The following is a 21223-nucleotide window of genomic DNA, read 5'->3' as shown; positions in this document are numbered from 1 at the left end:
GACGGACCGCCATGCGCAGTCCCTTGCCGGTCGGGCCATGATAGAGGGGCAGCCATGACAGCGATCCTGATCTACGGCGCCACCGGCTATACTGGGACGCTCCTGGCCGAACATGCCCGCACGCAGGGCCTTCGCCCGATCCTGGCCGGCCGAGACCCGGACAAGCTGCGTCCGTTGGCCGACCGGCTCGGGCTCGACTGGAGGGCGGCCCCACTCGATGACCCGGGACGGCTGCGGGAGGCACTCGCCGGCGTCGCCGCGGTGATCCACGCCGCCGGACCCTTCTCCAGGACGGCCCGCCCCATGGCCGAGGCGTGCCTGGCCGCGGGGACGCACTACGTCGACATCACCGGCGAGATCGACGTGCTGGAGGCACTCGCCACCCGGGATGCCGACGCGAAAGCGGCCGGCATCGTGCTGTTGCCCGCCGCGGGTTTCGACGTGGTGCCGAGCGATTGCCTGGCCGCCCACGTGGCCGGCCGGCTGCCCGGCGCCACGAACCTGCGAATCTCCATCGGCGGTTTCGGTGGCTTCAGCCGGGGGACGGCCCGCACCATGGTCGAGGGCATCGCCTGGGGAACGCGGGTGCGGTGCGCTGGCCGCATCGTCGAGCTGCCGAGCCCGCCCCGCGGCAACGCCGATTTCGGCCGCGGACCCCGTCGCACCGTGGGGCTTGGCTGGGGCGACGTGTCGAGCGCGTGGTACTCGACGCGAGTCCCCAACATCGAAGTGTATTTCGAGGCGTTCCCCGCCATGACTGCGGCAGCGGGCCTGCCTGCTGGCTTCCGGCGGATCATCGCCGGCAGCACGATGCAGCGGCTGATCAATCGCGGCATCGACCGCCTGCCGGAGGGCCCGTCGGCGGCCGCGCGGGCGACGGCGCGCAGCACGTTCCTGGCCGAGGCCTGGGATGAGAGCGGCAGGCGCGCGGCAAGCCGCATGGTGACCCCCGAGGGTTATACGCTGACCGTCCTGACAGCGCTGGACGTCGCCCGGCGCGTGGCTTCGGGCGCGGTCCCGGCGGGGTTCCATACCCCGGTCACCGCCTTCGGGCCGGATTTCATCCTGGGTTTTCCGAACGTGGTGCGGATGGATCTCTGATCCGGTATCCGCGTGTGTCGTTCGCGCCGACGACGCCGCCCCGGCATCGCAAGCGCACTGAGGCCGCGGCGCGATCACCCGAAGGCTCTTTCTCCGAGGTTGCTTCGCTACGCGCGCAAAGGCGATCGAGGGAGCGAACGCCGTTAAATCAGACGGTTGCGCCGAGTTGCCAGGGCGCGAATTCCGACGATCCGAAGTCGAACTGTTCGCTCTTCGTCCGCTCGCCGCTGGCGACCCGAAGGATCAGCTCGAAGATCCGTCGGCCTGCCTGCTCGACGCTTTCCTCGCCGTCGAGGATCGTACCGCAATTGACGTCCATGTCCTCCTCGAGGCGCCGGTACATGGCCGAGTTCGTGGCGATCTTGATCGACGGGGATGGCTTGCAGCCGAACACGCTGCCGCGCCCGGTGGTGAAGCAGACGAGGTTCGCCCCGCCAGCCACCTGCCCGGTCGCGGAGACCGGATCGTAGCCGGGGGTGTCCATGAACACGAAACCCTTGGCGGTCACCGGGTCGGCGTAGCGGACCACGTCGACCAGGTTGGTGCTGCCGGCCTTGGCCATGGCGCCCAGTGACTTCTCCAGGATCGTCGTGAGGCCGCCGGCCTTGTTGCCCGGGGACGGGTTGGCGTCGATCTCCGAGCCTTCCCGGCGGGTGTAGTCTTCCCACCAGCGCATCAGGTCGACGAGCTTCTGGCCAACCTCGGGGGCCACAGCCCTTCGGGTGAACAGATGCTCGGCTCCATAGGTCTCGGTGGTCTCCGACAGGATCACGGTGCCGCCGTTCTCGACCACGCGGTCGCTGGCGATCCCGAGCGCCGGGTTCGCGGAGACGCCGGAATAGCCGTCCGAGCCGCCGCATTGCAGGGCGACGATCAGCTCGCTCGCCGGCACTGTTTCCCGCTGCACCACGTTCGCCTCGGCCAGGATGCCCGTGACGAAGGCGATGCCGGCCTCGACGGTCTTACGCGTGCCGCCGAGCGTCTGGATGTTCATGCTGCGGATCCGGTCGCCCAGGCCCTGCTCCTCCAGGAAGGCGCCGATCTGGTTCACCTCGCAGCCGAGCCCGATCATCACGATGTGCGAGAAGTTGACGTGGCGGGCATAGCCCGCGAGCGTCCGGCGCAGGAGCCGCAGCGGCTCACCCATGGCCATGCCGCAACCGGTCTTATGGGTCAGCGCGACGACGCCGTCGACATTCGGGTAGGCGGCCAGCGGATCGAGGCCGAGGATCGGGTGGCGCCGGAACGCGTCCGCGATCAGGTCGGCGACGTGCGCGCTGCAATTCACCGAGGTCAGGATGCCGACATAGTTTCGCGTCGCCACCCGCCCGTCCGGGCGGCGGATGCCCTGGAAGGTCGCGGGCGGCGCGACCAGCCGGGTCGGGCGCGCATCGACCCCGAACGCGTAGTCGCGAGCGAACTCGCCCATGCCGAGATTGTGCACGTGGACGTGCTGGCCAGCCGCGATGTCGTCCTTGGCGAAGCCGATGATCTGTCCGTACTTGGTCACAGCCTCGCCCGAGCGATGGGGACGGACCGCGACCTTGTGGCCGGGCAGGATCCGCTCGACGGCCATGACGCCCGGGGCGACCGGCGTGCCCGGCTCGATCGCAGTCCTGGCGACCGCGACGCCGTCGTCCGGCCGCAGGGTGATGACGGGATAGGCGGACAGCCTGTCGGCCGTGACCAGCATCGGACTTCCTCCCTGAGCCGCGCCTCGCCGGGCGCGTGCACGAGGAACCTAACGTCCCTGCACGCAGGGCGCGAGAACCGTGGGTGACGCGGGAGCCCGGATGTCGTCGGGTGGCGTCAGGAGATCTCGCGCACCAGCTTTGCGATGAGCGCCCGGCCGAATGCCTCGAAGCTCTGCGCCGTCATGACGAACGCTCCTTCCCCGCCGATCACGGTCTCCCGGTAGTAGGCGGCCAGCCCGTCGGGGGGATTGGTGTGCTCTCTCAAATACCCCGGCATCCCGGTGGGATCGGTGAGGATGACGATGCCGTTGACCGTGGTGCCCAGCGCCACGGCGGCATCCCGGGCTTCGGCGATCGCGCGGCCGGAATTGCTCGTGCCGTCTCCGGAGATATCGATCACCGTCCGCTCGGCGCGGTAGGGCGAGCGGTCGAGCAGCATGGACGCGAAGCCGATCGCCGACCCGATGGCGGTCCGGCCGTAGAACGGGCGCGATGCTCCGGCCAGCCGCGTCGCGAAGGTGGCGGCATCGTCGGCCGAGGCGATGATCATCCAATCGACCGCGATCTGCTGCTCACCGGGGCCCGCCCAATCGAACAGGGCTACCGCGATGCGCCCGCGCTTTCCCTCGGCGATCGCCTGCAGGACACGCCGGTCGCCGAAGGCTTCGGCGTAGCCCCGTCGCTCCAGCTCGAAGCGGGACGTGCTGATGCTGAGCGAGACATCGACCGCGAGCACCAGGAGAACATCGACGCCAGTCTCCGCGGCCGCGGCCCGTCTGCCCGCAAGGGACAGGGTGGCGAGCATCCCGGAGAGCAGATGGCGTCGCCGCATGGCCGAAAACTCGGTGGCGGATGTCCGCACGATCCGGCAGACGCCCTCGCCCATGCAACGAGCCGGCCGCCGGGGTGGTTCGATACCGCGAGCGCCGGGTATGCGACAATCGCGCCCGGCTTCCAAGCGACGGGAGCGCCTCGCCGTTCGGTGATCGAAACGGTGGGATCGTCGGCAATGCGGGCGGCGACCGAACGGCGGGAAGGTTCCGTTCGATCAGGCGCGGGTGACGCCGCCTTCGGTCGCATCGGGCACCGAACTGTCCGCTCTATCTCAAGCCGGAAAGGCGCATCAGGCGCCAGATCCGGGAAAGCTCGAAACCGACAATGCGCATCTTCAATTGGATCGGCCGCGTCGCGAAGACCGTCGTGGTCGGCGGCGTAACCGGCACCGTGGCTTTGACCAGCCGGCTCCTCGACGGGACCATCGGGCTGGTCGGCCGATCCTCCGAGCGCCTGGATGAGAAGCTCGGCGCCCTGGCGCAGGCCTCGGAAGAGCGCCGCCGCCAGCAGGGCCGCCGCCCGATCGATCCAATCACTCTGCAGAAGTAGGACGGGCGCGCTACAGGCCCGGGCCCTTGGCGGCGCCGAGGATACGGCCCGGGCGACCTTCGGCGGCGCTCTGGACGAGAACGACCCAGCTGTCGGCCTCGGCGATCTCCGCCATGGTGCAGGGGACGTCGAACCGGATCGGCTGGCCGGCCCAGGTGCCGAGACGCTGCATGCCGCGCACGACGTTGACATAGGTGGCCGTCCGGCCGCCGTTCTCCCCGCCCTGGATCGCGATGGCCCGGCTGCGCAGCACAGGCACGAGCCAGACGTCGCCGCGGGTGTCGGTCCTGGTGTCCGGCGCGGCGCCGACCTCGACGGTGATCCGGTCTCCGTGCATCTCGCCGCGGACCGGGATCGGCAGTCCGCCGTGCTGCGTCGCCTCGCGCATCAAGCGTTCGAGGGCTACTCGATCGGATCCGACCGCGAAGCCGCTGCCGTCGACCACGATCTGCGGCGTGAATACCTGACGGGCGCCCCTGGCGCGGGCGTAGGCGCGCTGACGTTCGGTCAGAGGCCGCATCGCCAGTGTGTCTTTCCAGCCGAGATAATCCCAGTAGGTCACCGGCAGGGTGAGCGCGACCACGCCGGGCTGGCGCGCCAGGTCACGGATGACGGGGTCGGCGCTCCGGCAGGCGCCACAGCCCTGGCTGGTGAACAGCTCTACGACGGCGCGGACCGGCTCCGCCCGCGCCTGCGCCGAAGCCGAGACCGCGCACAGGAGCGCCGCAGCGCACAGCGCGCGGCTTTCGCGGGTCCTGGTCCGGGCGCGGTGCCGATGCGTCATCGATCCATCAGAGCGGTTGGGACGCCGTGTGGGAAATCACGTTGGCTTGAGAGGCCTCTACCATCGGTTGAGCTGAATGTGGGAGATTTCTCGCCTTAGGCAACATGTCCGGCCGCCACCGACGGTGCATCCAGAGCCACTGGCCGGGATGCTCGCGCACCCAGCCATCCACGACCGCGGTCATCGCCTGCATGGCGCCGGCCACATCGATCACCCCGTCGGCGTTGCGCGGCAGGTCGAGCGGCGGCGTCAGCTCGAGCCGGAAGCGGCCCTTCGGCAGGCGGATCACCCGGACGCCGTGAACCGGGCAGTCGTAGTGCCGGACGAGCTTGGCGAGCAGCGGGTTGGCCAGACAGGGCCGCCCGAGAAAGTCGACCACGACGCCGCGGGTGAAGTGCTGGTCGATCAGCTGTCCGAGATGGCCGCCGTTCTCGACGACGTCCCGCATGGCGAAGACGGCGCCAGGGGTCGAAGCCGCCAGGCCCCCCATCGAACGCCGGCGGACCTCTTGCACGAGGCGCGCCGCGGCCGGGTTGTTGGGCGGCCGGAAGACGGCGGTCGCGTCCAGGCCGAACCGGGCCGCGCAGATCGCCGGGAGTTCCCAGTTTCCGAGGTGGGCGGAAAAGATCAGCCCGGGCCGGCCATCGTCGCGCAGGGCCGCGAAGTGCTCGATCCCCGCGACCTCCGTGCGCATCGTGCCGGCGGCGTCGGGATCGTAGTCGAACAGTGAATCGAGGTGGGCGTATTCGGCGCCGGTCCGCCCGAGATTGTCCCAGGCTTCCAGCGCGATGCGCTTCCGCTCCGCCTCCGGCATGTCGGGAAACGCCGCACGTAGGTTCGCCAGGGCGGTGCGATGCGCCGGCAGCCACGGTCCGACCGTGCGCAGGAGCGCTGCGCCGAGCGCGGTCGAGCGATCCGGGCCGAGGGCGCGGGCCAGCCAGACCAGGGCGCGGATCAGCGGGACCATGGCGAATCCGGCAAGCCGCGGGAACGATCGTCTGAGGATGAGGGCGAGGCGCAGCACGTTGGTTTCCCGGGCACGATGCGGGCAGGCCCGGCAGTTCGCGTGTAAGGCGACGCTTAAACCATGTCCGACGGGGTGCGATAGCGCATCGCCCCGCAAGATGGCCGCCGCCTCTCGAGACGATGGCAGGCCTGGATTTGCCAAGGCGTCCGAGATGAGATCCTGGGAGACTGGGCCGACCCTTAGAGGCTAACGAGGATCTTTCCGAACACCTTGCGGGATTCGAGCCGCTCCAGCCCCTGGGCGAAGTCGCCGAGCGGGTAGACCGTATCGACCACCGGGCGGATACCCTGCGCCATCTTGTCGAGGGCCTGCGCGATATTCGCCAGCGAGCAGCCGAACGAACCGGTGATGCGGTATTGCTGCTGGAACAGCTGCATCAGATTCATGGTGGCCGAGACGCCGGAGGTCGAGCCGCAGGTCACCAGCCGGCCGCCGCGCTTCAGGCAGAGCAGCGAGCCGTTCCAGGTGTCGGCGCCGACATGCTCGAACACCACATCGACGCCCTTGCGCTTGGTCAGCCGCCGGACCTCGCCCTCGAACCGCTCGGTGCGATAGTTGATGACGTGGTCGGCCCCAAGCTCCGCCGCCTTCCGACCCTTCTCGTCGTCGCCGACCGTGGTGTAGACGGTGCAGCCGATCGCCTTGGCCATGCGGATCGCCGCGGTTCCGATGCCGGAGCCGCCGGCATGGACCAGTACGCTCTCGCCCGGCTCCAGGCGGGCATTGTCGAACAGCATGTGCTGGACGGTGCCGAAGGCGATGCCCGCACAGGCTGCGTCGGTGTCGCTGACGCCATCCGGCACCTTCACGACCAGGCGGGCCGGCAGAGTCACCAATTCGCGCGCGAAGCCGTCGACGTGGAAGCCCATCACGCCGGAGACATCCTCGCAGAGGTTATCGCGGCCCTCCCGGCAGGCCCGGCAGTCCCCGCAGGTCATCGCCCCGTAGGGCACGACCCGATCACCGGACGCGACAGAGGTGACGCCAGCGCCAACCGCTTCCACCACGCCGGCCGCCTCGGCGCCGACGATGAGCGGCATCTTGCGCTTGGCGAACGCCATGCCGCGAAAGCCCCAGACGTCGATGAAGTTGAGGCCCACCGCGCGGATACGGATCTGCACGTCGCCGGGCCCCGGCGCGGCGGGGGCCTCGACCTCGGTCAGGCGTAGGTCGCGGTCGCCGAATAGCTGGAGGGCTCGCATATCGTCTTTCATCGTTCCGGCGCGAGATAACGCCGCCGTGCCCAGCCCACGATTCGCCCGGCCTTGACCCGGCACCACGTGGCCCGGCTCGGCGTATCGGCGGTGCAGCCGAAGACCAGGGCACGGGTGCGGATCTCGCCGACCTGCTCGGCCGCGGCATCCGGCTCGGCGCGGATCGAGAGCGATTCGCCGGGGGAAAGCCCCGAGATCCGGTACGATTCCGGTTCGGCGCCGGCACGGCCCGGGACGAGGGGAGCCGCGAGGCAAAGTCCGGCGAGGAAGGCGAGGCGGGCGCGCATCGGGAGGTCGCTAAAGCATCGCGCGTGTAAGGGGAATTCCAAGCGTCGGACTTACCACGGCGGCGGCGAAAGCCGCGAGCCGCCATTGGAGACACGCAATCGGAAACGAAATCAGGCGCGGTGGACGCCCATCATCGCGGTGAGACCGCCGTCCACCGGCAAGACCGTTCCGGTGATGTAAGCGGCCCCGTCGCCCACGAGGAACGCAGCCAGGGCGGCGACATCGTCGGGGCGGGCGAACCGGCCGGCGGGGATCTGGCGCTCCATCCCGGCGCGGTGCGCGGCGTAGCGCGCCATCATGGCAGTGTCGACGAAGCCCGGCGCGATGACGTTGACCGTGACCCCGCGCTTGGCGGTCTCGATCGCAAGCGTGCGGCAATAGGCGATCAGCGCGCCCTTGCTGGCCGCGTAGGCCGCGTTGCCGGCATTGCCCCGCAGGGCGGCCACAGAACCGATGGCGATGACGCGGCCCGCCCGGGCACGGATCATCTCGCGCATCAGCGCCTTGGCGATCCGCGTCAGGGAAAAGAAGTTGACCTGCATGGCCGCCTCGGCCCGCTCCTGGTCGAACATCGCCGCCAGGGCGTCGCTGGCCTGACCGGCATTGTGGACGAGGCCATGATAGGCCGTGGCCTCGGCGGCCTCGCAGAAGCTCTCGAGGGCGGCCTTGTCGGCAAGGTCCAAGGCATGGCCGGTGAACGTGCGGTCCGGATGCGCTTCGCGCAGCTCGGTGAGCAACGCCTCGGCTGCCTCGGTCGAGGACCGATAAGTGAAATCGACGGCGTGCCCGGCGCGTGCCAGCGCCCGCACGATCGCCAGGCCGACCCCCGACGCGCCGCCGGTGACGAGCACGCGCCGCCCTTCGGCACCGCCGCTCACGCCGGTTCAGCCCCGAGGACCAGACAGGTGTTCTGGCCGCCAAATCCGAATGAGTTCGACAGCACCGTCCGCACCGGCAGGTCCCGGGCGGTCTCCACCACATCGAGGCCGATCGCCGGATCCGCCACCCGGTGGTTGATGGTCGGCGGGATGCGGCCGTGCTGGATCGTCAGCAGCGAGACCGCCGCCTCGATGGCACCGGCTGCGGTCAGCGTGTGGCCGATCATCGACTTGTTGGAGGTCACGGGCAGGGACGGGGCGCGGGAGCCGAATACAGCCGCGAGCCCGAAAGCCTCCATCTTGTCGTTCTCGGGTGTCGAGGTGCCGTGCGCGTTGACCGTGTCGACCGCGTCCGGAGCCAGCCCGGCATCGTCGAGGCTGGCCCGGATCGCCGCGATGACCGGCGCGCCATCTGGACTGGAGCGGGTGCGATGAAAGCCGTCGCCCTTCTCGCCGCAACCGAGCACGTAGCCGAGGATCCTGGCGCCCCGGGCGATGGCGGCCTCGGCATCCTCGAGGACCAGGGCGGCCGCGCCCTCCCCCATCACGAAGCCATCGCGATCCTTCGAGAACGGCTTCGAGGCCTCCTCGGGCACGTCGTTGCGCGTGGAGAGCGCCGAGAGCAGCGAGAACCGGATCAGCGATTCCGGGTTCACGGAGCCGTCGGTGCCGATGCAGAGCGCCGCGGCGGTCTCGCCCCGGCGTATCGCCTCGACGCCGAGCTGGATCGCGGTGGCCCCGGACGAGCAGGCGGTGGAGAGCGAGATCGGCGAGCCCTTGGTGCCGAACCGGTCGGCGATGCGGTCGGCCACGGTGCCGAAGATGAACAGGTCGTGCCAATCGTCGAAGCGCCGGGTCGCAGCGGCCCGAAGCAACCCGGCGTAATCGACCGCGCCTTCGCCGCCGGCGGCCTCAGCGAGCGCCTGGCGCTGCGGCCATTCCATCTCGACGGGCGGGACCGCGATGAACAGAGCCCCCGGGAAATCACCCTTCGTGCCGATGCCGGCCTGCGCGACCGCCTCCTGGGCGGCCTCGGCGGCAAAGCGTTCGGACAGGAGCGGGGCGATCAGCGGATCGGTATCGAGGAAATCGACGGTGCCGGCGATGCGGGTGCGCAGACCCTCGGTGGAGAACCGGGCGATGGCATGGATGCCAGACCGGCCGGCACAGAGGGCCGTCCAGGTGTCGGCTTGACCCTGACCGAGGGAGGAGACGACGCCGATGCCCGTCACCGCGATCAGCGGCCGGCCCCTCGCGTCGCGATGGGATCGCGCGCTCATGGCGCGTCTGTACGGGATTTTCTGGCGGCGTACACCCGGTCCGTGCGGGCCGTTCAGGCTCCGCGCCGTGACGCCCAAAATGCCTTGAGCGCTCGGAACAGCACCCGCGCCCCGGCCTCGATGTCGGGTAGGCTCGCGAATTCCGCGGGGTTGTGGCTGATTCCGCCGCGGCAACGCACGAACACCATGGCGATCGGCGCGATCGCCGCCACCGCCATGCCGTCATGTCCGGCGCCGCTCGGCATGGCGACGACGGGCAGGCTCTCGGCCGCGATGGCGTCCCGGATCAGCGCGGTCAGACCGGGATCGCATGGCACCGCCCCTGCCTCATGCAGGAGGCTGACGCCGAGATCGAGGTTGCGGCGCGCCGCAATGCTGTTGAAAGCCGCCTGGATGTCGGCGAGCGCGGCGAGGCGCTGGGCGTCGTCGGGCGCGCGAAGGTCGAGCGTGAACCGCACCCGCCCGGATATCGTGTTCCCCACGCCCGGTTCGGCCGACATCCGGCCGACGGTGCCGACCAGATGCTGCTCGGCGCGGCATCTTGCTTCCACGGCGAGCACGCATTCCGCGGCGCCCGCCAAGGCATCGCGCCGCTCGCCCATGGCGACCGTGCCGGCATGGCCGGCCTCGCCGATCAAGGTGAACTCCAGGCGGCTGGCGCCGGAGATCGCGGTCACGACGCCCACCGGCAGGCCGGCCTTCTCGAGCATCGGACCCTGCTCGATATGCAATTCGAGGTAGCCGAGAATCGCGTCCGGACGACGCGCCGCCGTGGCGATCGCCGCCGGGTCGAGCCCGGACGTCCGCAACGCCGCAGCGAGGGTGATCCCATCCGCATCCGCGGCATTGAGCACGGCCGGGTCGAGATGGCCCGCGAAGGCGCGGCTGCCGATCAGGGTTGCGGCGAAGCGGACGCCCTCCTCGTCGGCGAAGGCCACCACCTCCAGGGCGTGCGGCAGGCGGGTGCCGTCGCGGGCCAGCGCTTCGACGCAGGCGATCCCGGTGATCACACCGAGCGGCCCGTCGTAGCGACCGGCATTGCGGACCGTATCCAGATGCGACCCGATGACGACAGCCGGCCCGCCCGGCTCTGGGCCTTCGAGGCGGCCGATCAGGTTGCCGACGGCATCGTACCGCACGGTCAGGCCGGCCTCGCGCATCCATCCCGCCACCAGCGCCTCGGCCTGCGCCTGCTCGGGCGTCAGGTAGAGGCGGGTGATGGCGCCGGGCTCGGCGGTGATCGCTGCCAGCGCGTCGAGGCGGTCCTGGATGCGCGGGGCGAAGATCATCGCGCGGTCTGGTTCGTCCGGGGCGCGTTGGCGAGGCGCAGCACCGTCTGCAACAGGACGTCGGCGCCGGCAGCGCAATCGCCCGGCGTGGCGGATTCCGATTCGTTGTGGCTCACGCCGTCCTTGCACGGCACGAAGATCATCGCGGTGGGCACCTTGGCGGCGAGGTTGCAGGCGTCGTGCCCGGCCCCCGAGATGATGCGACGCCGGGGATGCCCAAGGCTCTCGGCGGCGGCATCGACCGCGGCCACGATCGCCGGATCGAACGGCACCGGTTCCTTGCGCCAGATCCGGGTCAGGGCGATCTCCAGCCGGCGTCGCTCGGCGATCTCGGTGGCGGCCTCGCGCAGGCTCGCCTCCATGGCGTCGAGGGTCGGGGATCGGGGATCGCGCACGTCGACCGTGAAGGCGACCCGCCCCGGCACGACGTTGCGCGAAGGGGCCAGGATCACGGCCTCACCGATCGTGGCCACCGCGGTGGGCGCATGGGCCAGGGCGATCCGCTCCGCCGCCAGCGCGAACTCGGACAGCGCCAGCAGCGCGTCCCGGCGACGTGGCATCGGCGTGGTTCCGGCGTGGCTCTCGAAGCCGGTGATCCGCCCGTCGAACCACATGATGCCCTGGCCACCCTCGACCACCCCGATGGTCTTGCCCTCGGCCTCCAGGATCGGCCCCTGCTCGATATGCAATTCCACGAAGGCGCCGATCTCGCGGGCGCCGACGGCTTCTCCGCCTCGATAGCCGATCGATTCGAGGGCTTCGGCGACGGTGACGCCGGCCGCGTCGCGCTTGGCCAGGATCTCGTCCGTCGTGAAATCGCCCGCATAGGCGGCCGAGGCCATCATGGCGGGGGCGAAGCGTGAGCCCTCCTCGTTGGTCCAGTTGACCACCATCAAGGGTGCATCGGTCTCGATCCCGGCATCGTTCAGGCTGCGCATCACCTCCAGCCCGGCCAGGACGCCGAGCACGCCGTCGAACTTGCCGCCGGTCGGCTGGGTGTCGAGATGGGAGCCGAACGCGATCGGCGCGCGGCTCATGTCCCGCCCCGGCCGCACGGCGTACTGGGTCCCGAGCGCATCGACCGAGACCGTGAGGCCAGCCGTCTCGCAGGCTTCCCGGAACCAGTCGCGCACGCAGCCATCCTCGGGCGACAGGGTCAGGCGATTGATGCCGCCGGCCGGCGTGCTGCCGAACGTCGCCGTCTCCAGGATCGTGGCCCACAGGCGCGATCCGTTCGCGCGCAGGTTGTCGGTCTTGCTCGGGGTGGTTTCGGCCATGATGGGTCCTCTCACGGCGCTGCGCCGTGCGAATCGATTCTCGGTCACCGTTATCGGGCGATGGGCCGGCCCGGAGCAACGGTGATGCCAGCCGGCGGGATCAGACCGGAGGCCGCCGCACCGGATTGGCGCGCAACAGTGCCGCGCCGTCGACCTGCAACGCGCTGGCGATCTCGCCCAGGGCATTCGCCTCGATGCCGCTGATCCCGTCCTGGTCTGCGACGTCGGCGGCGATCAGGAAGACATTCTCCCGCTGGCTCGTCGGCCGCTCCGCGACGGCGGCGACGTGGCGCAGGTTCTCGGCTCGGCCGAGACGTGTGCGGGCCCGCGCAATGCCTTCGTACAACTCCGTCTCTAGCATCAGCGCGTCGTAGCCCTTCACCAGGACCGGATCGGCGCGCAGGCCGTGCAGGGCCGTATCGAACTCTTCGCTCGCCACCTCGCCGTCGGCGACGATGACGTTGGCGGCGGCCGAGACGGCAGCGAGCATCAGCGCCTTGTCGCCCGCATAGGCTGTCACGGTACGGCCGACATGGCCGAAAATGTCGCGCAGAAGGCTCATGCCGAGTATTCGAGGATGTCCGCCGGAGCGGGAGGGATAGCAGACCGCGGTCGGGAAGGAAGGGGCCGGGAAGCGCTTGGTCAACGCGACGCGGTTCGGATCGGCGGTGGGAATTTCGCAACCCGCGAGCGCCAGAAATTCGCCAGCAACATCCAGATGTGAATCATGCATTCAACCGCGTCCCCAGCGCGGTCCGACAGATCCCGGGCCTGCCATCCCCCCCTCGGGCGGGCCCGGTTCCTGTTCAACGCCGTCGGGACGGTGCGCGAGTGGCCCCAACCGCGGTCGCCGTTCCGGCGGCGGTTTCCTGGGCGAGAAGATCCACCACCGCCGACAGGGCGTCGCGTTCCCGGGCACCGCGCTTGCGCGCTGCGGAGAAGATCGCGAGCTGTCGGTCGGCGCTCGAACCGTCGGCCACGATGGTCCGGGCGTGCGCGCAGGCCTCGGAGCAGCCGAGCACTTCGGCATCCTCCGCCGTGTCGTCGAGCAACATTTCTACCGTCTCGGTCATCGGCACCGTCTGCGCCCGCGCCTCGTCGATCAGCTCGGCCTTCACCCCGTCGCGTTCGGCCCGCCACAGGTTCTCACGGATGAACCCCCGGGAGGCGGCCGTCATCCCGGCATTGCGTGTTCGGTCCCGGACCACCCGGCGCACCAGGCATCGGTACAGGCTGGCGATGCAGAGTCCGTCGTCGAGACGGGGGCAGCTGTCGGCCACGCGCAATTCGAGCGTCGGGTATTTCAGCGACGGGCGCAGCTGCCACCACAGGAAGGTCGCATCCGCGATGGCTCCGCTGCGGGTCATCACGTCGACGTAGCGGGCGTAGTCGGCCGGGTCGGCGAAGAGTTCCGGCAGGCCGGTGCGGGGCAACTCGGCGTAGGCGCGGGTGCGATAGCCGGCCATGCCGGTTCGTTCGCCCTGCCAGAACGGCGAGGAGGTCGAGAGCGCGAGCAGAACCGGCAGGAACGGCAGCAGCCGCCCCATGAGGTCGATGCGGGTGTCCGGATCCGGCACCTCGACATGGACGTGCAGTCCGCAGACGAGGTTGCGTTGCCCGACCATCCGCAGGTCGGCCATGATGCCGTGGTAGCGGGCCTTGTCGGTGGCAGACTGGTCCCGCCAGCGGGCCGTCGGATGCGTCCCGGCCGCGAAAGTCAGGATATCGCGCTCAGAACCGATTTCGGAGAGGCTTCGGCGTAGCTCTGCCAGATGGCCCCGTGCCGCTTCGATGTCATCGGTCGGGGGTGAGGCGATCTCGATCTGACATTGCAGTTGCTCACGCTCGACCGTGTCCAGTCGCGCCTTGACGGCGGCGTGGAACGCCTTCAGCCGGGCTCGCGGCGAGCCGCGAGTGCGGGCGTCGGCGAGGAAGAACTCTTCCTCCATCCCGAATCGATAGGCATGGGCCATCCGCGCTCCTCGCCCGGTCCGTCGGCGCAGGCCGACATACCGATCAACGGGGCGTCGCGAGATCCGTGCCGGATCCAGTCGCAATCGGGCACGGATCCGCAGTCTCGGCCCGGAAGATCCGGTCCGAAAACGTCTGTCAGCGCCAGAACGGCTTGACGTCCAGCAGCTCGGCTCGCGCCTCCGCGGCCTCGATGAGGAGATCCCGGGTGCTCGCGTCGTCCGGACCGGGCATCGGGGGCCCTCCCAGCATCTCCATCATCGTGCGCGCCGTCTCCAGGTCGTTCAGCGCGCCGAGGTGATCCTGCAAATCCGAGAGTGCGGCACCGAACTTGTCCTGGCGACGTCGCGCCTTCTTCTTCGTATAGAGCGCCGCGAAGAACTCAGCGCCGTAGCGCAGTTTCTTCGCGGCGATCCGTGCCCGGTGGCGGGTATGCGGATCGAGCTTCTTAAGGCCCCGGCCGCGCTTCTTCAGGCGCTCGCGGGCCCGATCCAGGACGCGAGCCGCGAAGGCGCTTCCGTCCTCGGCGGCGGCATCCTGGGCCGCCCAGGAACCGGCCTCGACCCAGCCGGCGAAGTCGATGATCAGGCCGCGCCATTGCGGGCTCTCCAGGATCGCTAGCACCGCATCGTAGGCTTTGGCGCGCTCGGCCTCGGCCAGCTCGCGCACGGCGGTGAGGTCGGTGTCGTCCGGGCGCTCCTTGGTGAGGTTCGGCAGGGTTTGGCCGAGGAACACGTCGAGGTTGCGGGCATGCCCGAACGGTTCGGTGACGCGCTTGATCTCGTCGCCGAAAGTGGCCGCGCGCGGATCGGCCTCCAGCATGGGGGCGAACAGCGACAGGGCCGAGCGCAGCCGCCGCAGCGAGACGCGCATCTGGTGAAGGGCTTCCGGCGCATGACCCGCCAGGAACGCAGTCTCGTTGAGGCGCAGGTGGCGCAGACAGGCGCGGGCCACCCGACGGAAGACGTCGCCGGCGCTCGCCCCCTCGGGCAGTACCACCGGCTCGGCCTTGACGGAGGACGGGCTGGTTGCATCGACCAGGGCGAAGCCGCGGCTGCTCTTGGCGGTGGCGCTCAGCCGCAGCGGAACGGTCTCGGCCAAATTCTGTGCCAGGGCGAACAGGTCGGCGGGCTCGCCGTCGGCGATCTCAAGCTCGACCTCGCAGATGGGGGAATCGCCTGCCGGGCTTTCGACCCGACCCTCATCCAGGGTGACGAGGATGCGCGAGTCGCCCTGCCGAACCGGGATGACCCGACGCGTGACCACCGTCGAGAACAGCTTCACCAGGGGCGCGTCCGCCTTGCGCAGGACCTTGTCCGCCGCGGTTTCGGCCCAGGCTGCCGGATCGGGCGTCTCGCCCGCGATCTCAGACTCCCACTCGGAACGGTCGAACAGTCCGACACCGCCCTGTCCGGCCTTCACGGTCTGGATGTGGCGGCCGCGTTGGTTGCGGACCCGGAGGGTCAATCCGGCGGCGCGCAGATCCTGCTCCGGCGTATCGTAATAGGTGCTGACGAGGAGTTCGGGCTCGGAGCCTTCGGCCCCCTGGAGCCGGGGATGGGCCGCCAGCGCGGTCAGGTCGGGACCCGCGCAATCGAGCTTCAGCTCGATCTCACGGGGGGCGGCCACGGCGTGGCTATCGGTCTCGCTCATGCTCTCCTCTTCGAAACGTCCGGTTCTTAACTCGGCGCAGCGCTCGCCGGGTTGCATCCGGGCGTCGTAAATTCCGATCTAGGACCGATCCGGACTTTCTGGCAATCGGGACCGCCCTTAAGTCCTTGATCGTGTATGCACGATTGTGCCGATCCAGCGGCTGGAACGCATATGAGGTTGCACCCAGATATGAAGGGTGTCGGGCGGATTCGGCCGTGGCATGCGTATTGAGTCGCTTCACTTTTACGCTTTCCCAATCTGGGACGCCGTGGCAAACCCGATTGTCCACAATCCATCTGCCTCCACGGTCACGACCTCGACCGATGGGCGGCGAACGGCGCAACGCTGGGTCGGCAAGACGGAATCCCTTGCCGTGAATGCAGTGCGCCCTGCGTGGACGGCAGAACCGCGGAGACAATCGGGTCGGTGACTTCCTTAAAGACACTTCTGGTCGGTGTGATCGGGCATGTGGACCACGGCAAGACGGCCCTGGTCCGGGCACTCACGGGAATCGAGACGGACAGGCTGAAGGAAGAGCGAGACCGCGGGGTCTCCATCGTACCGGGCTTCGCGCTGCTGACGAGCGCGCAGGGCGAGATCGACCTCGTCGACCTGCCCGGTCACGAACGCTTCGTCCGCGCCATGGTCTCTGGTGCCACCGGCATGCGTGCCGTCCTGCTTGCGGTGGATGCCAACGAAGGCATCAAGCCGCAGACGGTCGAGCACCTGGAGATCGCCCGGCTGATCGGTGTCCGCCGCGGCGTGCTGGCGCTGACGAAGGCGGATCTGGCCACGCCCGAGACGATCGCCGCGCGATCAGCGGAGATCGCCGCCGCCGCCTCCCGCGCCGGGATCGTGGCAGGGCCGGTGATCGCCACCTCCACGCACGCCGGCACCGGAGTCGAGGATCTGGCCCGCGCCGTGGCCGATTTGCTGGCCGAAGCGGAAACCGGCGTCGACGACGGATTCCCGTATCTGCCGGTGGACCGGGTCTTCACCCGTCCGGGCTTCGGCACGGTGGTGACCGGGACCCTGCGGCGCGGACCGCTCGCGGTGGGCGACACCCTGGAGATCGTGCCCGGCGGCCGTAGCGCGGTGGTGCGCAGCCTCCAGATCCACGGACGCCCGGTCGAGCGCGCCGAGCCCGGACGACGGACCGCCGTGGCCCTGCGCGGTATCGGCCTCGACGAGATCGCACGCGGTCAGGCCCTCACGGTGCCCGGATTGCTGGCGCCGTCGCATTGGCTCGACGTGGCGCTGACCGCCGCGGCCAGCGCGGATGCCGCCTTGCCGGGCGGCAGCGCATGCCGGCTCCTGTTCGGGACCACGGAGGTCGAGGCCCGCCTGCGCTTGCTGGACCGCGACACGCTGGAGCCGGGCGCGACCGCGCCGGCGCAGTTGCACCTCGCCGAGCCGATCACCGTGCCGGCGCGCGAGCCGTTCGTGCTCCGTCTCGATTCCCCGCCTGCGACCGTGGCCGGCGGCCGCGTGCTCGATCCGGTGAGCCGTCGGCGACGGCGGCACGATGCCCGGGTGTTGGCCGACTTCAGCGCGCTGGCGACCGGGAAACCGGCGGACGCGGTGACGGTCCGTCTGTCGCAGGCCGGTCCAGCGGGGGCGACTTTGCCGGAACTCGCCCGCGCGGCCGGCATCGGAACCGAGCGGGTTCGACGGATCCTTACGGCTTCCGGCGCCCGGGAGCTCGGCGACCGCTTCATCGGGGCTCCCGCCTTCGCAACGCTGCGAGCCGCGGCGTTGGCAGCGCTCAGCGAGCATCACCGGGACAACCCGATGGAGCACGGCATCGCGCTGGAGCGCCTCGCCCGGCAGCTGTCGATTCCCGAGGTCCTGGCTAGCCTGGTCCTGCGTGACCTCGCCGGCACGGGAGGCACGGTTCAGGCCGGCGCACTCTGGCGCAGGTCCGATTTCGATCCGGCCCGCAACGAGAGCGAGACCGCACGCAAACTCGAGCAGCTGTTCCGCCGGGCCGGCCTCAATCCGCCCGATGAGACCGAGGCGGTCGGCCGTGATGTCCGGCGCCGGGAGGCGCTGACCTATCTGGTCGGCGCCGGCACGGTGATCCGCGCCATCGACCGGGTGCAGCGCCGGGCGGTGCTGTTCCACCGCGACGCGGTCTCGGTCGCCCGCACGCGGCTGGCCGAGGCATTCCCGAACGCGACGACGCCGGAAACCGGGTTTTTGGCCCGGGAGGCCGGGGCGGCCCTCGGGATCTCGCGAAAGTATTCGATCCCGCTCCTCGAGCACCTCGATGCCGCGGGCTTCAGCCGCAGGGCGGGGGATAGGCGCGTGATCGTGACCCTGGAGGAAGCGGCCGGCGGTCGCTGAGGTCGGCAGGCCATAACCGCGTGAGCCAGCGCATCACCTTCTTTCCGAAAGCGGGCGGCCAGATTTCGGGATGACGCTCTAGAAACCCTCGCCGGGCCAATCGTCCGCACCGGGTTCGTAGCAGGTGTAGCCGATCAGGCAGGTCGGGTTGTCGCGGGTCGGCCGGAAGGCGCGCCGCGCGACCTCGGTCGACTCGCAGAACGACCGGTCCCGGACGAACCGGTCGTAGGTCTGGCCGCCGGTCCCGAGGACCAGGGCACCACGGGTCTGGACCAGCCGGACGATCTGCTGGCAGGTCATGGTCGTGCTGGACGGACGCGCCTGGGCCACCGCGGGGATGGCCAGCACGAAGAGAGCCGTGGCGATCCGGATGATCATCGGTTGCGCCTCGTCCAGGCAGATCGGGTTATCGGAGAACGCCGCCTCAACCGAGATCTGCGCTGTGTCGGTTCGACACGGGCTGGCGGGGTGTCAAGCAATCATATGAGCAGCCAGCTTCGATCGGGTCGCCCCGCGTGCGCCATGGGCGATCTCGAAACGATCATTCCTCGAACGCCTCGATATGCACCGTGCCCGGCACCTGACGACGTGCGGCGTCCTCGATCCGGGCAAGCTGCGACTCCGCCCGCCCGCAGGGGAAGCCGTACCGCTCACGGACCTTGTCGCTCGCGCCGCCGAGAGCGAGGCGGATCAGCGCCAGGAACTCGTCGAGGGTGTAATCCTGGCCGACCGACAAATGGTCCTTGATGATCAGCGACGGCGAATAGCAGGCCTCGCGGCTGCCGTCCGGCCATCGGATATGAAAACGCATCTCAGGCATCGCCGGGGATCCGGGTGGTGTTCCAGGCGGCGGATCCCGTGGCGATCGCCGAAAGCGGGGCCGGACCGGGGGCGAACGACGCGTAGGTCGGCAGGTGACGTGCGGCGCAGGCGTCCCAGGTCTGGGCCCGGGCGACCTCCAGACCGGTGGCGCGCAGGCGGACGCGGCGCGATGGCTCCAGGCTCGCCTGCATGGCGGCGGCGATCGCATCGGGATCGTCGGGCTGAGCTGCAAGTGCCGCTGCGGCGTTCGGCTGTTTCGTGAAGGGCGACGGTGCCGAGACGACGACGGGCGTGCCGCAGGCCATCGCTTCCAGAACGCATAGGCCGTAGCCTCCCTGTGGGGACGGAAACACCAGCGTATCCGCGATGCGGTAGAGCCCCGGCATATCCGCCTGGGCGATCGGCCCGGTCCTGATCACCGGCTTGCCGGGACCGACCTCCAGCCCTTCGCGCTCCAGGGCTGCGCAGCACCGGGCTTCGTAGCCGGCATGGTCGAGGAGCGAGACACCGCCCGCGATCACGAGTTGTGCGGCCGGGATACGACGGTGCAGGCGCGCGAAGGCCGCGATGATCGCCAGCGTGTTCTTGCGCGCCTCGAACCCGCCGACGCTGAGGAAGACCGGCCCTGCCCCGAACCCGAGGCGCTCGCGCAACGCCGGATCGCCGGCTGAAGGCTCGGGGGTGTAGACGGCACCATCCACGCCGCTGCCGACCACGTCGGCCCGTGCGCCATATTCGGCCGCGAGAGCCGCAGCCCAGGTCGCGCTCAGGCAGAGCAGCCGCCCTGCATCGACGATCGCCCGTTCCTGCAACTGGCTCATCTGCGGGTCTGTCAGCGTATCGATGTGGTGGACCGTGCGGACGAAGCCGGGGATCAGACGGCGGCGAGTCAGGGTCGCCAGGGCATTACCGCTGATGCCGCAATGCGCATGGAAGATGTCGAAGTCACAGGCAGCCGGCGTCGAGAAGTGGGACAGGTAATCAGCGATCCGTGACTGGACCAGCGCTGACGTCGGTTCAGCAACGGGCTTGGCCGCGACCGAGACCACGGGACAGCGTGCATCCCGGAAGAAGCCGCGTCCGGTCGGGTCTGGGGCGTGGACCACCGCCTCATGCCCGAGGTCACACAGTGCCTCACCGAGCGCCAGAGCGTGGACCACGCCACCGCGGGGATGGGTCGAGTGCGTGAGAATCGCGATGCGCAAGCGATCGACCATGGGACGGCAGACGAGGCTCGCGGCCGGTCCGGACTCCACCCTCGAAGCCCAGCACCAGGATCCCGCCACCCATCCGGAGACCCGTTAAGTCCGGTCGCATCGATCGTGCCGAAAACTGCACCCGCGAGAATAAAACGTCAGACTCCGCCATCTTTGCTGGGCACAGGACGTCATCGGCGCATTCCATCGGCCCAACTTGAGCCACGGCGTCGCGCACCGGAACCCTGGCTCCATCACCTCATTGCCGGCGAGAGACCCGCGCGCTTTGATCCTCGCGGTGAATATTTAATACAGCGCGAGGATCACTGGGAGGAACTGAGCGTCGTCTTCCTACGAGAGCCGGCGGCCGGCTCTTGGGGCGATGCTCCGGCTGCGGGTCGTGCCGGAGAACCGAGACCTTGCAGAAGACCCTGATCGCTGCCGTCCTGGCCACCGTTCTCGCGGGTGCGGCCTACGCTGAAGACAACCCGCAGCTCGGCAAGCCCGCAAGCGCGGTGATACCGCCCGTCGAGCTGACCATCACGCTTCAGGATGACAAACCGGTCTGCGCGCCGGCCGACCTGCGCCTGCCGGCCAACACCGACGTCGTGCTGAAGGTGGTGAGCCAGGCGAATGTCCCGGTGACGCTCACGGCGCCCGGACAGTTCGAGCAGGGACACCTGCTGCACGCTGACGGCGACCTCGTCCACGTGATGAGCGAGAAGGGCTACACGGTCAAAGCCAACGGCCACGGCACCTTGAAGCTGCGCACTCTCGATGCGGGAGAGCACAGCTACGCCTGCACCGCAAACAACAAGCGCAATGCACCCTTCGTGGGCAAGCTCGTGCTGTCGCCGCCGGCCGGCTGACGCGTCCTGGGCGGGGCCGAGACGCCGTCCCAATCGGGCTCGGCGGCGTCTCGGACTTAATTTTGCGTTACGAATTCACTTCATCTTAAAGGCGCGAACGGAACCGGTCTTTTCAAGGACCTGTGTCAGATTGTATCTGTCGTGAACGAGC

The 21223-nt window shown here is 69.6% G+C and carries 20 protein-coding genes; 4 read left to right on the top strand and 16 right to left on the bottom strand.

The genetic code is table 11. The annotated features are described in order from the left end of the window. Positions 1-54 precede the first annotated feature (54 nt). Positions 55-1101, top strand: a complete 1047-nt coding sequence (locus tag MFF40_RS00710) for a saccharopine dehydrogenase family protein (protein ID WP_147853728.1) — start codon at positions 55-57, stop codon at positions 1099-1101. A 148-nt stretch (positions 1102-1249) separates the two neighbouring features. Here the strand turns inward: MFF40_RS00710 and MFF40_RS00705 are convergent, their stop codons facing one another. Further along, entirely contained in the window at positions 1250-2773 is a 1524-nt protein-coding gene (locus MFF40_RS00705; protein ID WP_238259579.1) for a UxaA family hydrolase, read from the bottom strand. A 137-nt stretch (positions 2774-2910) separates the two neighbouring features. Next, positions 2911-3627, bottom strand: a complete 717-nt coding sequence (locus tag MFF40_RS00700) for a DUF1194 domain-containing protein (RefSeq protein WP_147853742.1) — start codon at positions 3625-3627, stop codon at positions 2911-2913. Between the two features lie 326 nt (positions 3628-3953). On the opposite strand from MFF40_RS00700, the gene MFF40_RS00695 reads away from it, so the two are divergent. Further along, positions 3954-4178 (top strand): hypothetical protein, encoded by a 225-nt coding sequence (locus MFF40_RS00695; protein WP_147853729.1) that lies wholly within the window; start codon positions 3954-3956, stop codon positions 4176-4178. Between the two features lie 10 nt (positions 4179-4188). Here the strand turns inward: MFF40_RS00695 and MFF40_RS00690 are convergent, their stop codons facing one another. The 11 genes from MFF40_RS00690 to MFF40_RS00640 form a co-directional block, all read right to left on the bottom strand. Continuing rightward, positions 4189-4962, bottom strand: coding sequence for a DUF1223 domain-containing protein (locus tag MFF40_RS00690; protein ID WP_238259375.1), 774 nt, complete (start codon positions 4960-4962; stop codon positions 4189-4191). Between the two features lie 7 nt (positions 4963-4969). Further along, positions 4970-5986, bottom strand: a complete 1017-nt coding sequence (locus tag MFF40_RS00685; protein WP_147853731.1) for a lipid A biosynthesis lauroyl acyltransferase — start codon at positions 5984-5986, stop codon at positions 4970-4972. A 182-nt stretch (positions 5987-6168) separates the two neighbouring features. Continuing rightward, positions 6169-7191: a zinc-binding dehydrogenase gene (locus MFF40_RS00680; protein ID WP_147897341.1), complete on the bottom strand. Its 1023-nt coding sequence runs from the start codon at positions 7189-7191 to the stop codon at positions 6169-6171. 8 nt (positions 7192-7199) lie between these two features. Beyond that, on the bottom strand, positions 7200-7490 hold the full coding sequence (locus tag MFF40_RS00675; RefSeq protein ID WP_147853733.1) for an SH3 domain-containing protein: 291 nt from the start codon (positions 7488-7490) through the stop codon (positions 7200-7202). A gap of 111 nt (positions 7491-7601) precedes the next feature. After that, positions 7602-8369, bottom strand: coding sequence for an SDR family NAD(P)-dependent oxidoreductase (locus tag MFF40_RS00670; protein WP_147897340.1), 768 nt, complete (start codon positions 8367-8369; stop codon positions 7602-7604). Continuing rightward, entirely contained in the window at positions 8366-9649 is a 1284-nt protein-coding gene (locus MFF40_RS00665) for a beta-ketoacyl-ACP synthase (RefSeq protein WP_147897339.1), read from the bottom strand. Before MFF40_RS00665 ends, MFF40_RS00670 begins: the two co-directional genes overlap by 4 nt. A 53-nt stretch (positions 9650-9702) precedes the next feature. Next, on the bottom strand, positions 9703-10938 hold the full coding sequence (locus MFF40_RS00660; RefSeq protein WP_147897338.1) for an allantoate amidohydrolase: 1236 nt from the start codon (positions 10936-10938) through the stop codon (positions 9703-9705). Continuing rightward, positions 10935-12215 (bottom strand): Zn-dependent hydrolase, encoded by a 1281-nt coding sequence (locus tag MFF40_RS00655; RefSeq protein WP_147853737.1) that lies wholly within the window; start codon positions 12213-12215, stop codon positions 10935-10937. The genes MFF40_RS00660 and MFF40_RS00655 overlap by 4 nt, the downstream gene beginning before the upstream one ends. Before the next feature lie 100 nt (positions 12216-12315). Beyond that, positions 12316-12777 carry a tellurite resistance TerB family protein gene (locus tag MFF40_RS00650; protein ID WP_147853738.1) on the bottom strand — a complete coding sequence of 154 codons (462 nt, stop codon included), beginning with the start codon at positions 12775-12777 and terminating at the stop codon, positions 12316-12318. A 244-nt stretch (positions 12778-13021) separates the two neighbouring features. Further along, entirely contained in the window at positions 13022-14188 is a 1167-nt protein-coding gene (locus tag MFF40_RS00645) for a carboxylate-amine ligase (RefSeq protein WP_238259374.1), read from the bottom strand. Positions 14189-14324: 136 nt separating this feature from the next. Continuing rightward, complete coding sequence (locus MFF40_RS00640) at positions 14325-15839, bottom strand: CYTH and CHAD domain-containing protein (protein WP_238259373.1); 1515 nt, start codon at positions 15837-15839, stop codon at positions 14325-14327. A gap of 393 nt (positions 15840-16232) precedes the next feature. On the opposite strand from MFF40_RS00640, the gene selB reads away from it, so the two are divergent. Then, positions 16233-18185: a selenocysteine-specific translation elongation factor gene (selB, locus tag MFF40_RS00635; protein WP_238259372.1), complete on the top strand. Its 1953-nt coding sequence runs from the start codon at positions 16233-16235 to the stop codon at positions 18183-18185. A 78-nt stretch (positions 18186-18263) separates the two neighbouring features. On the opposite strand, the gene MFF40_RS00630 is transcribed toward selB, so the two are convergent. The 3 genes from MFF40_RS00630 to MFF40_RS00620 all read right to left on the bottom strand — a co-directional run bounded on the left by MFF40_RS00630 (position 18264) and on the right by MFF40_RS00620 (position 20224). Further along, entirely contained in the window at positions 18264-18563 is a 300-nt protein-coding gene (locus tag MFF40_RS00630) for a hypothetical protein (protein WP_238259371.1), read from the bottom strand. A 163-nt stretch (positions 18564-18726) separates the two neighbouring features. After that, on the bottom strand, positions 18727-19005 hold the full coding sequence (locus tag MFF40_RS00625) for an MSMEG_0570 family nitrogen starvation response protein (protein ID WP_147853542.1): 279 nt from the start codon (positions 19003-19005) through the stop codon (positions 18727-18729). Beyond that, on the bottom strand, positions 18998-20224 hold the full coding sequence (locus MFF40_RS00620) for an MSMEG_0565 family glycosyltransferase (protein WP_238259370.1): 1227 nt from the start codon (positions 20222-20224) through the stop codon (positions 18998-19000). The genes MFF40_RS00625 and MFF40_RS00620 overlap by 8 nt, the downstream gene beginning before the upstream one ends. Before the next feature lie 398 nt (positions 20225-20622). Between MFF40_RS00620 and MFF40_RS00615 the strand changes: the two genes are divergently transcribed. Beyond that, positions 20623-21072 (top strand): cupredoxin domain-containing protein, encoded by a 450-nt coding sequence (locus MFF40_RS00615; RefSeq protein WP_147853544.1) that lies wholly within the window; start codon positions 20623-20625, stop codon positions 21070-21072. Positions 21073-21223: the final 151 nt, after the last annotated feature.

Origin of the sequence: Methylobacterium mesophilicum (assembly GCF_022179445.1) — a bacterium.
GTDB classification, from domain to species: domain Bacteria; phylum Pseudomonadota; class Alphaproteobacteria; order Rhizobiales; family Beijerinckiaceae; genus Methylobacterium; species Methylobacterium mesophilicum.
Note: the sequence above shows the minus strand (reverse complement) of the source record. Positions and strands in the feature narration are given on the sequence as shown.

Excerpts from the sequence above, each read along its gene's own strand:
- MFF40_RS00680 (WP_147897341.1), bottom strand. The coding sequence starts at position 7,191 with ATGCGAGCCCTCCAGCTATTCGGCGACCGCGACCTACGCCTGACCGAG.
- MFF40_RS00695 (WP_147853729.1), top strand. The coding sequence starts at position 3,954 with ATGCGCATCTTCAATTGGATCGGCCGCGTCGCGAAGACCGTCGTGGTC.
- MFF40_RS00645 (WP_238259374.1), bottom strand. The coding sequence starts at position 14,188 with ATGGCCCATGCCTATCGATTCGGGATGGAGGAAGAGTTCTTCCTCGCC.
- MFF40_RS00630 (WP_238259371.1), bottom strand. The coding sequence starts at position 18,563 with ATGATCATCCGGATCGCCACGGCTCTCTTCGTGCTGGCCATCCCCGCG.
- MFF40_RS00620 (WP_238259370.1), bottom strand. The coding sequence starts at position 20,224 with ATGGTCGATCGCTTGCGCATCGCGATTCTCACGCACTCGACCCATCCC.
- MFF40_RS00660 (WP_147897338.1), bottom strand. The coding sequence starts at position 10,938 with ATGATCTTCGCCCCGCGCATCCAGGACCGCCTCGACGCGCTGGCAGCG.
- MFF40_RS00700 (WP_147853742.1), bottom strand. The coding sequence starts at position 3,627 with ATGCGGCGACGCCATCTGCTCTCCGGGATGCTCGCCACCCTGTCCCTT.
- MFF40_RS00665 (WP_147897339.1), bottom strand. The coding sequence starts at position 9,649 with ATGAGCGCGCGATCCCATCGCGACGCGAGGGGCCGGCCGCTGATCGCG.
- MFF40_RS00690 (WP_238259375.1), bottom strand. The coding sequence starts at position 4,962 with ATGACGCATCGGCACCGCGCCCGGACCAGGACCCGCGAAAGCCGCGCG.
- MFF40_RS00710 (WP_147853728.1), top strand. The coding sequence starts at position 55 with ATGACAGCGATCCTGATCTACGGCGCCACCGGCTATACTGGGACGCTC.
- MFF40_RS00640 (WP_238259373.1), bottom strand. The coding sequence starts at position 15,839 with ATGAGCGAGACCGATAGCCACGCCGTGGCCGCCCCCCGTGAGATCGAG.
- MFF40_RS00650 (WP_147853738.1), bottom strand. The coding sequence starts at position 12,777 with ATGAGCCTTCTGCGCGACATTTTCGGCCATGTCGGCCGTACCGTGACA.
- MFF40_RS00625 (WP_147853542.1), bottom strand. The coding sequence starts at position 19,005 with ATGCCTGAGATGCGTTTTCATATCCGATGGCCGGACGGCAGCCGCGAG.
- MFF40_RS00675 (WP_147853733.1), bottom strand. The coding sequence starts at position 7,490 with ATGCGCGCCCGCCTCGCCTTCCTCGCCGGACTTTGCCTCGCGGCTCCC.
- MFF40_RS00655 (WP_147853737.1), bottom strand. The coding sequence starts at position 12,215 with ATGGCCGAAACCACCCCGAGCAAGACCGACAACCTGCGCGCGAACGGA.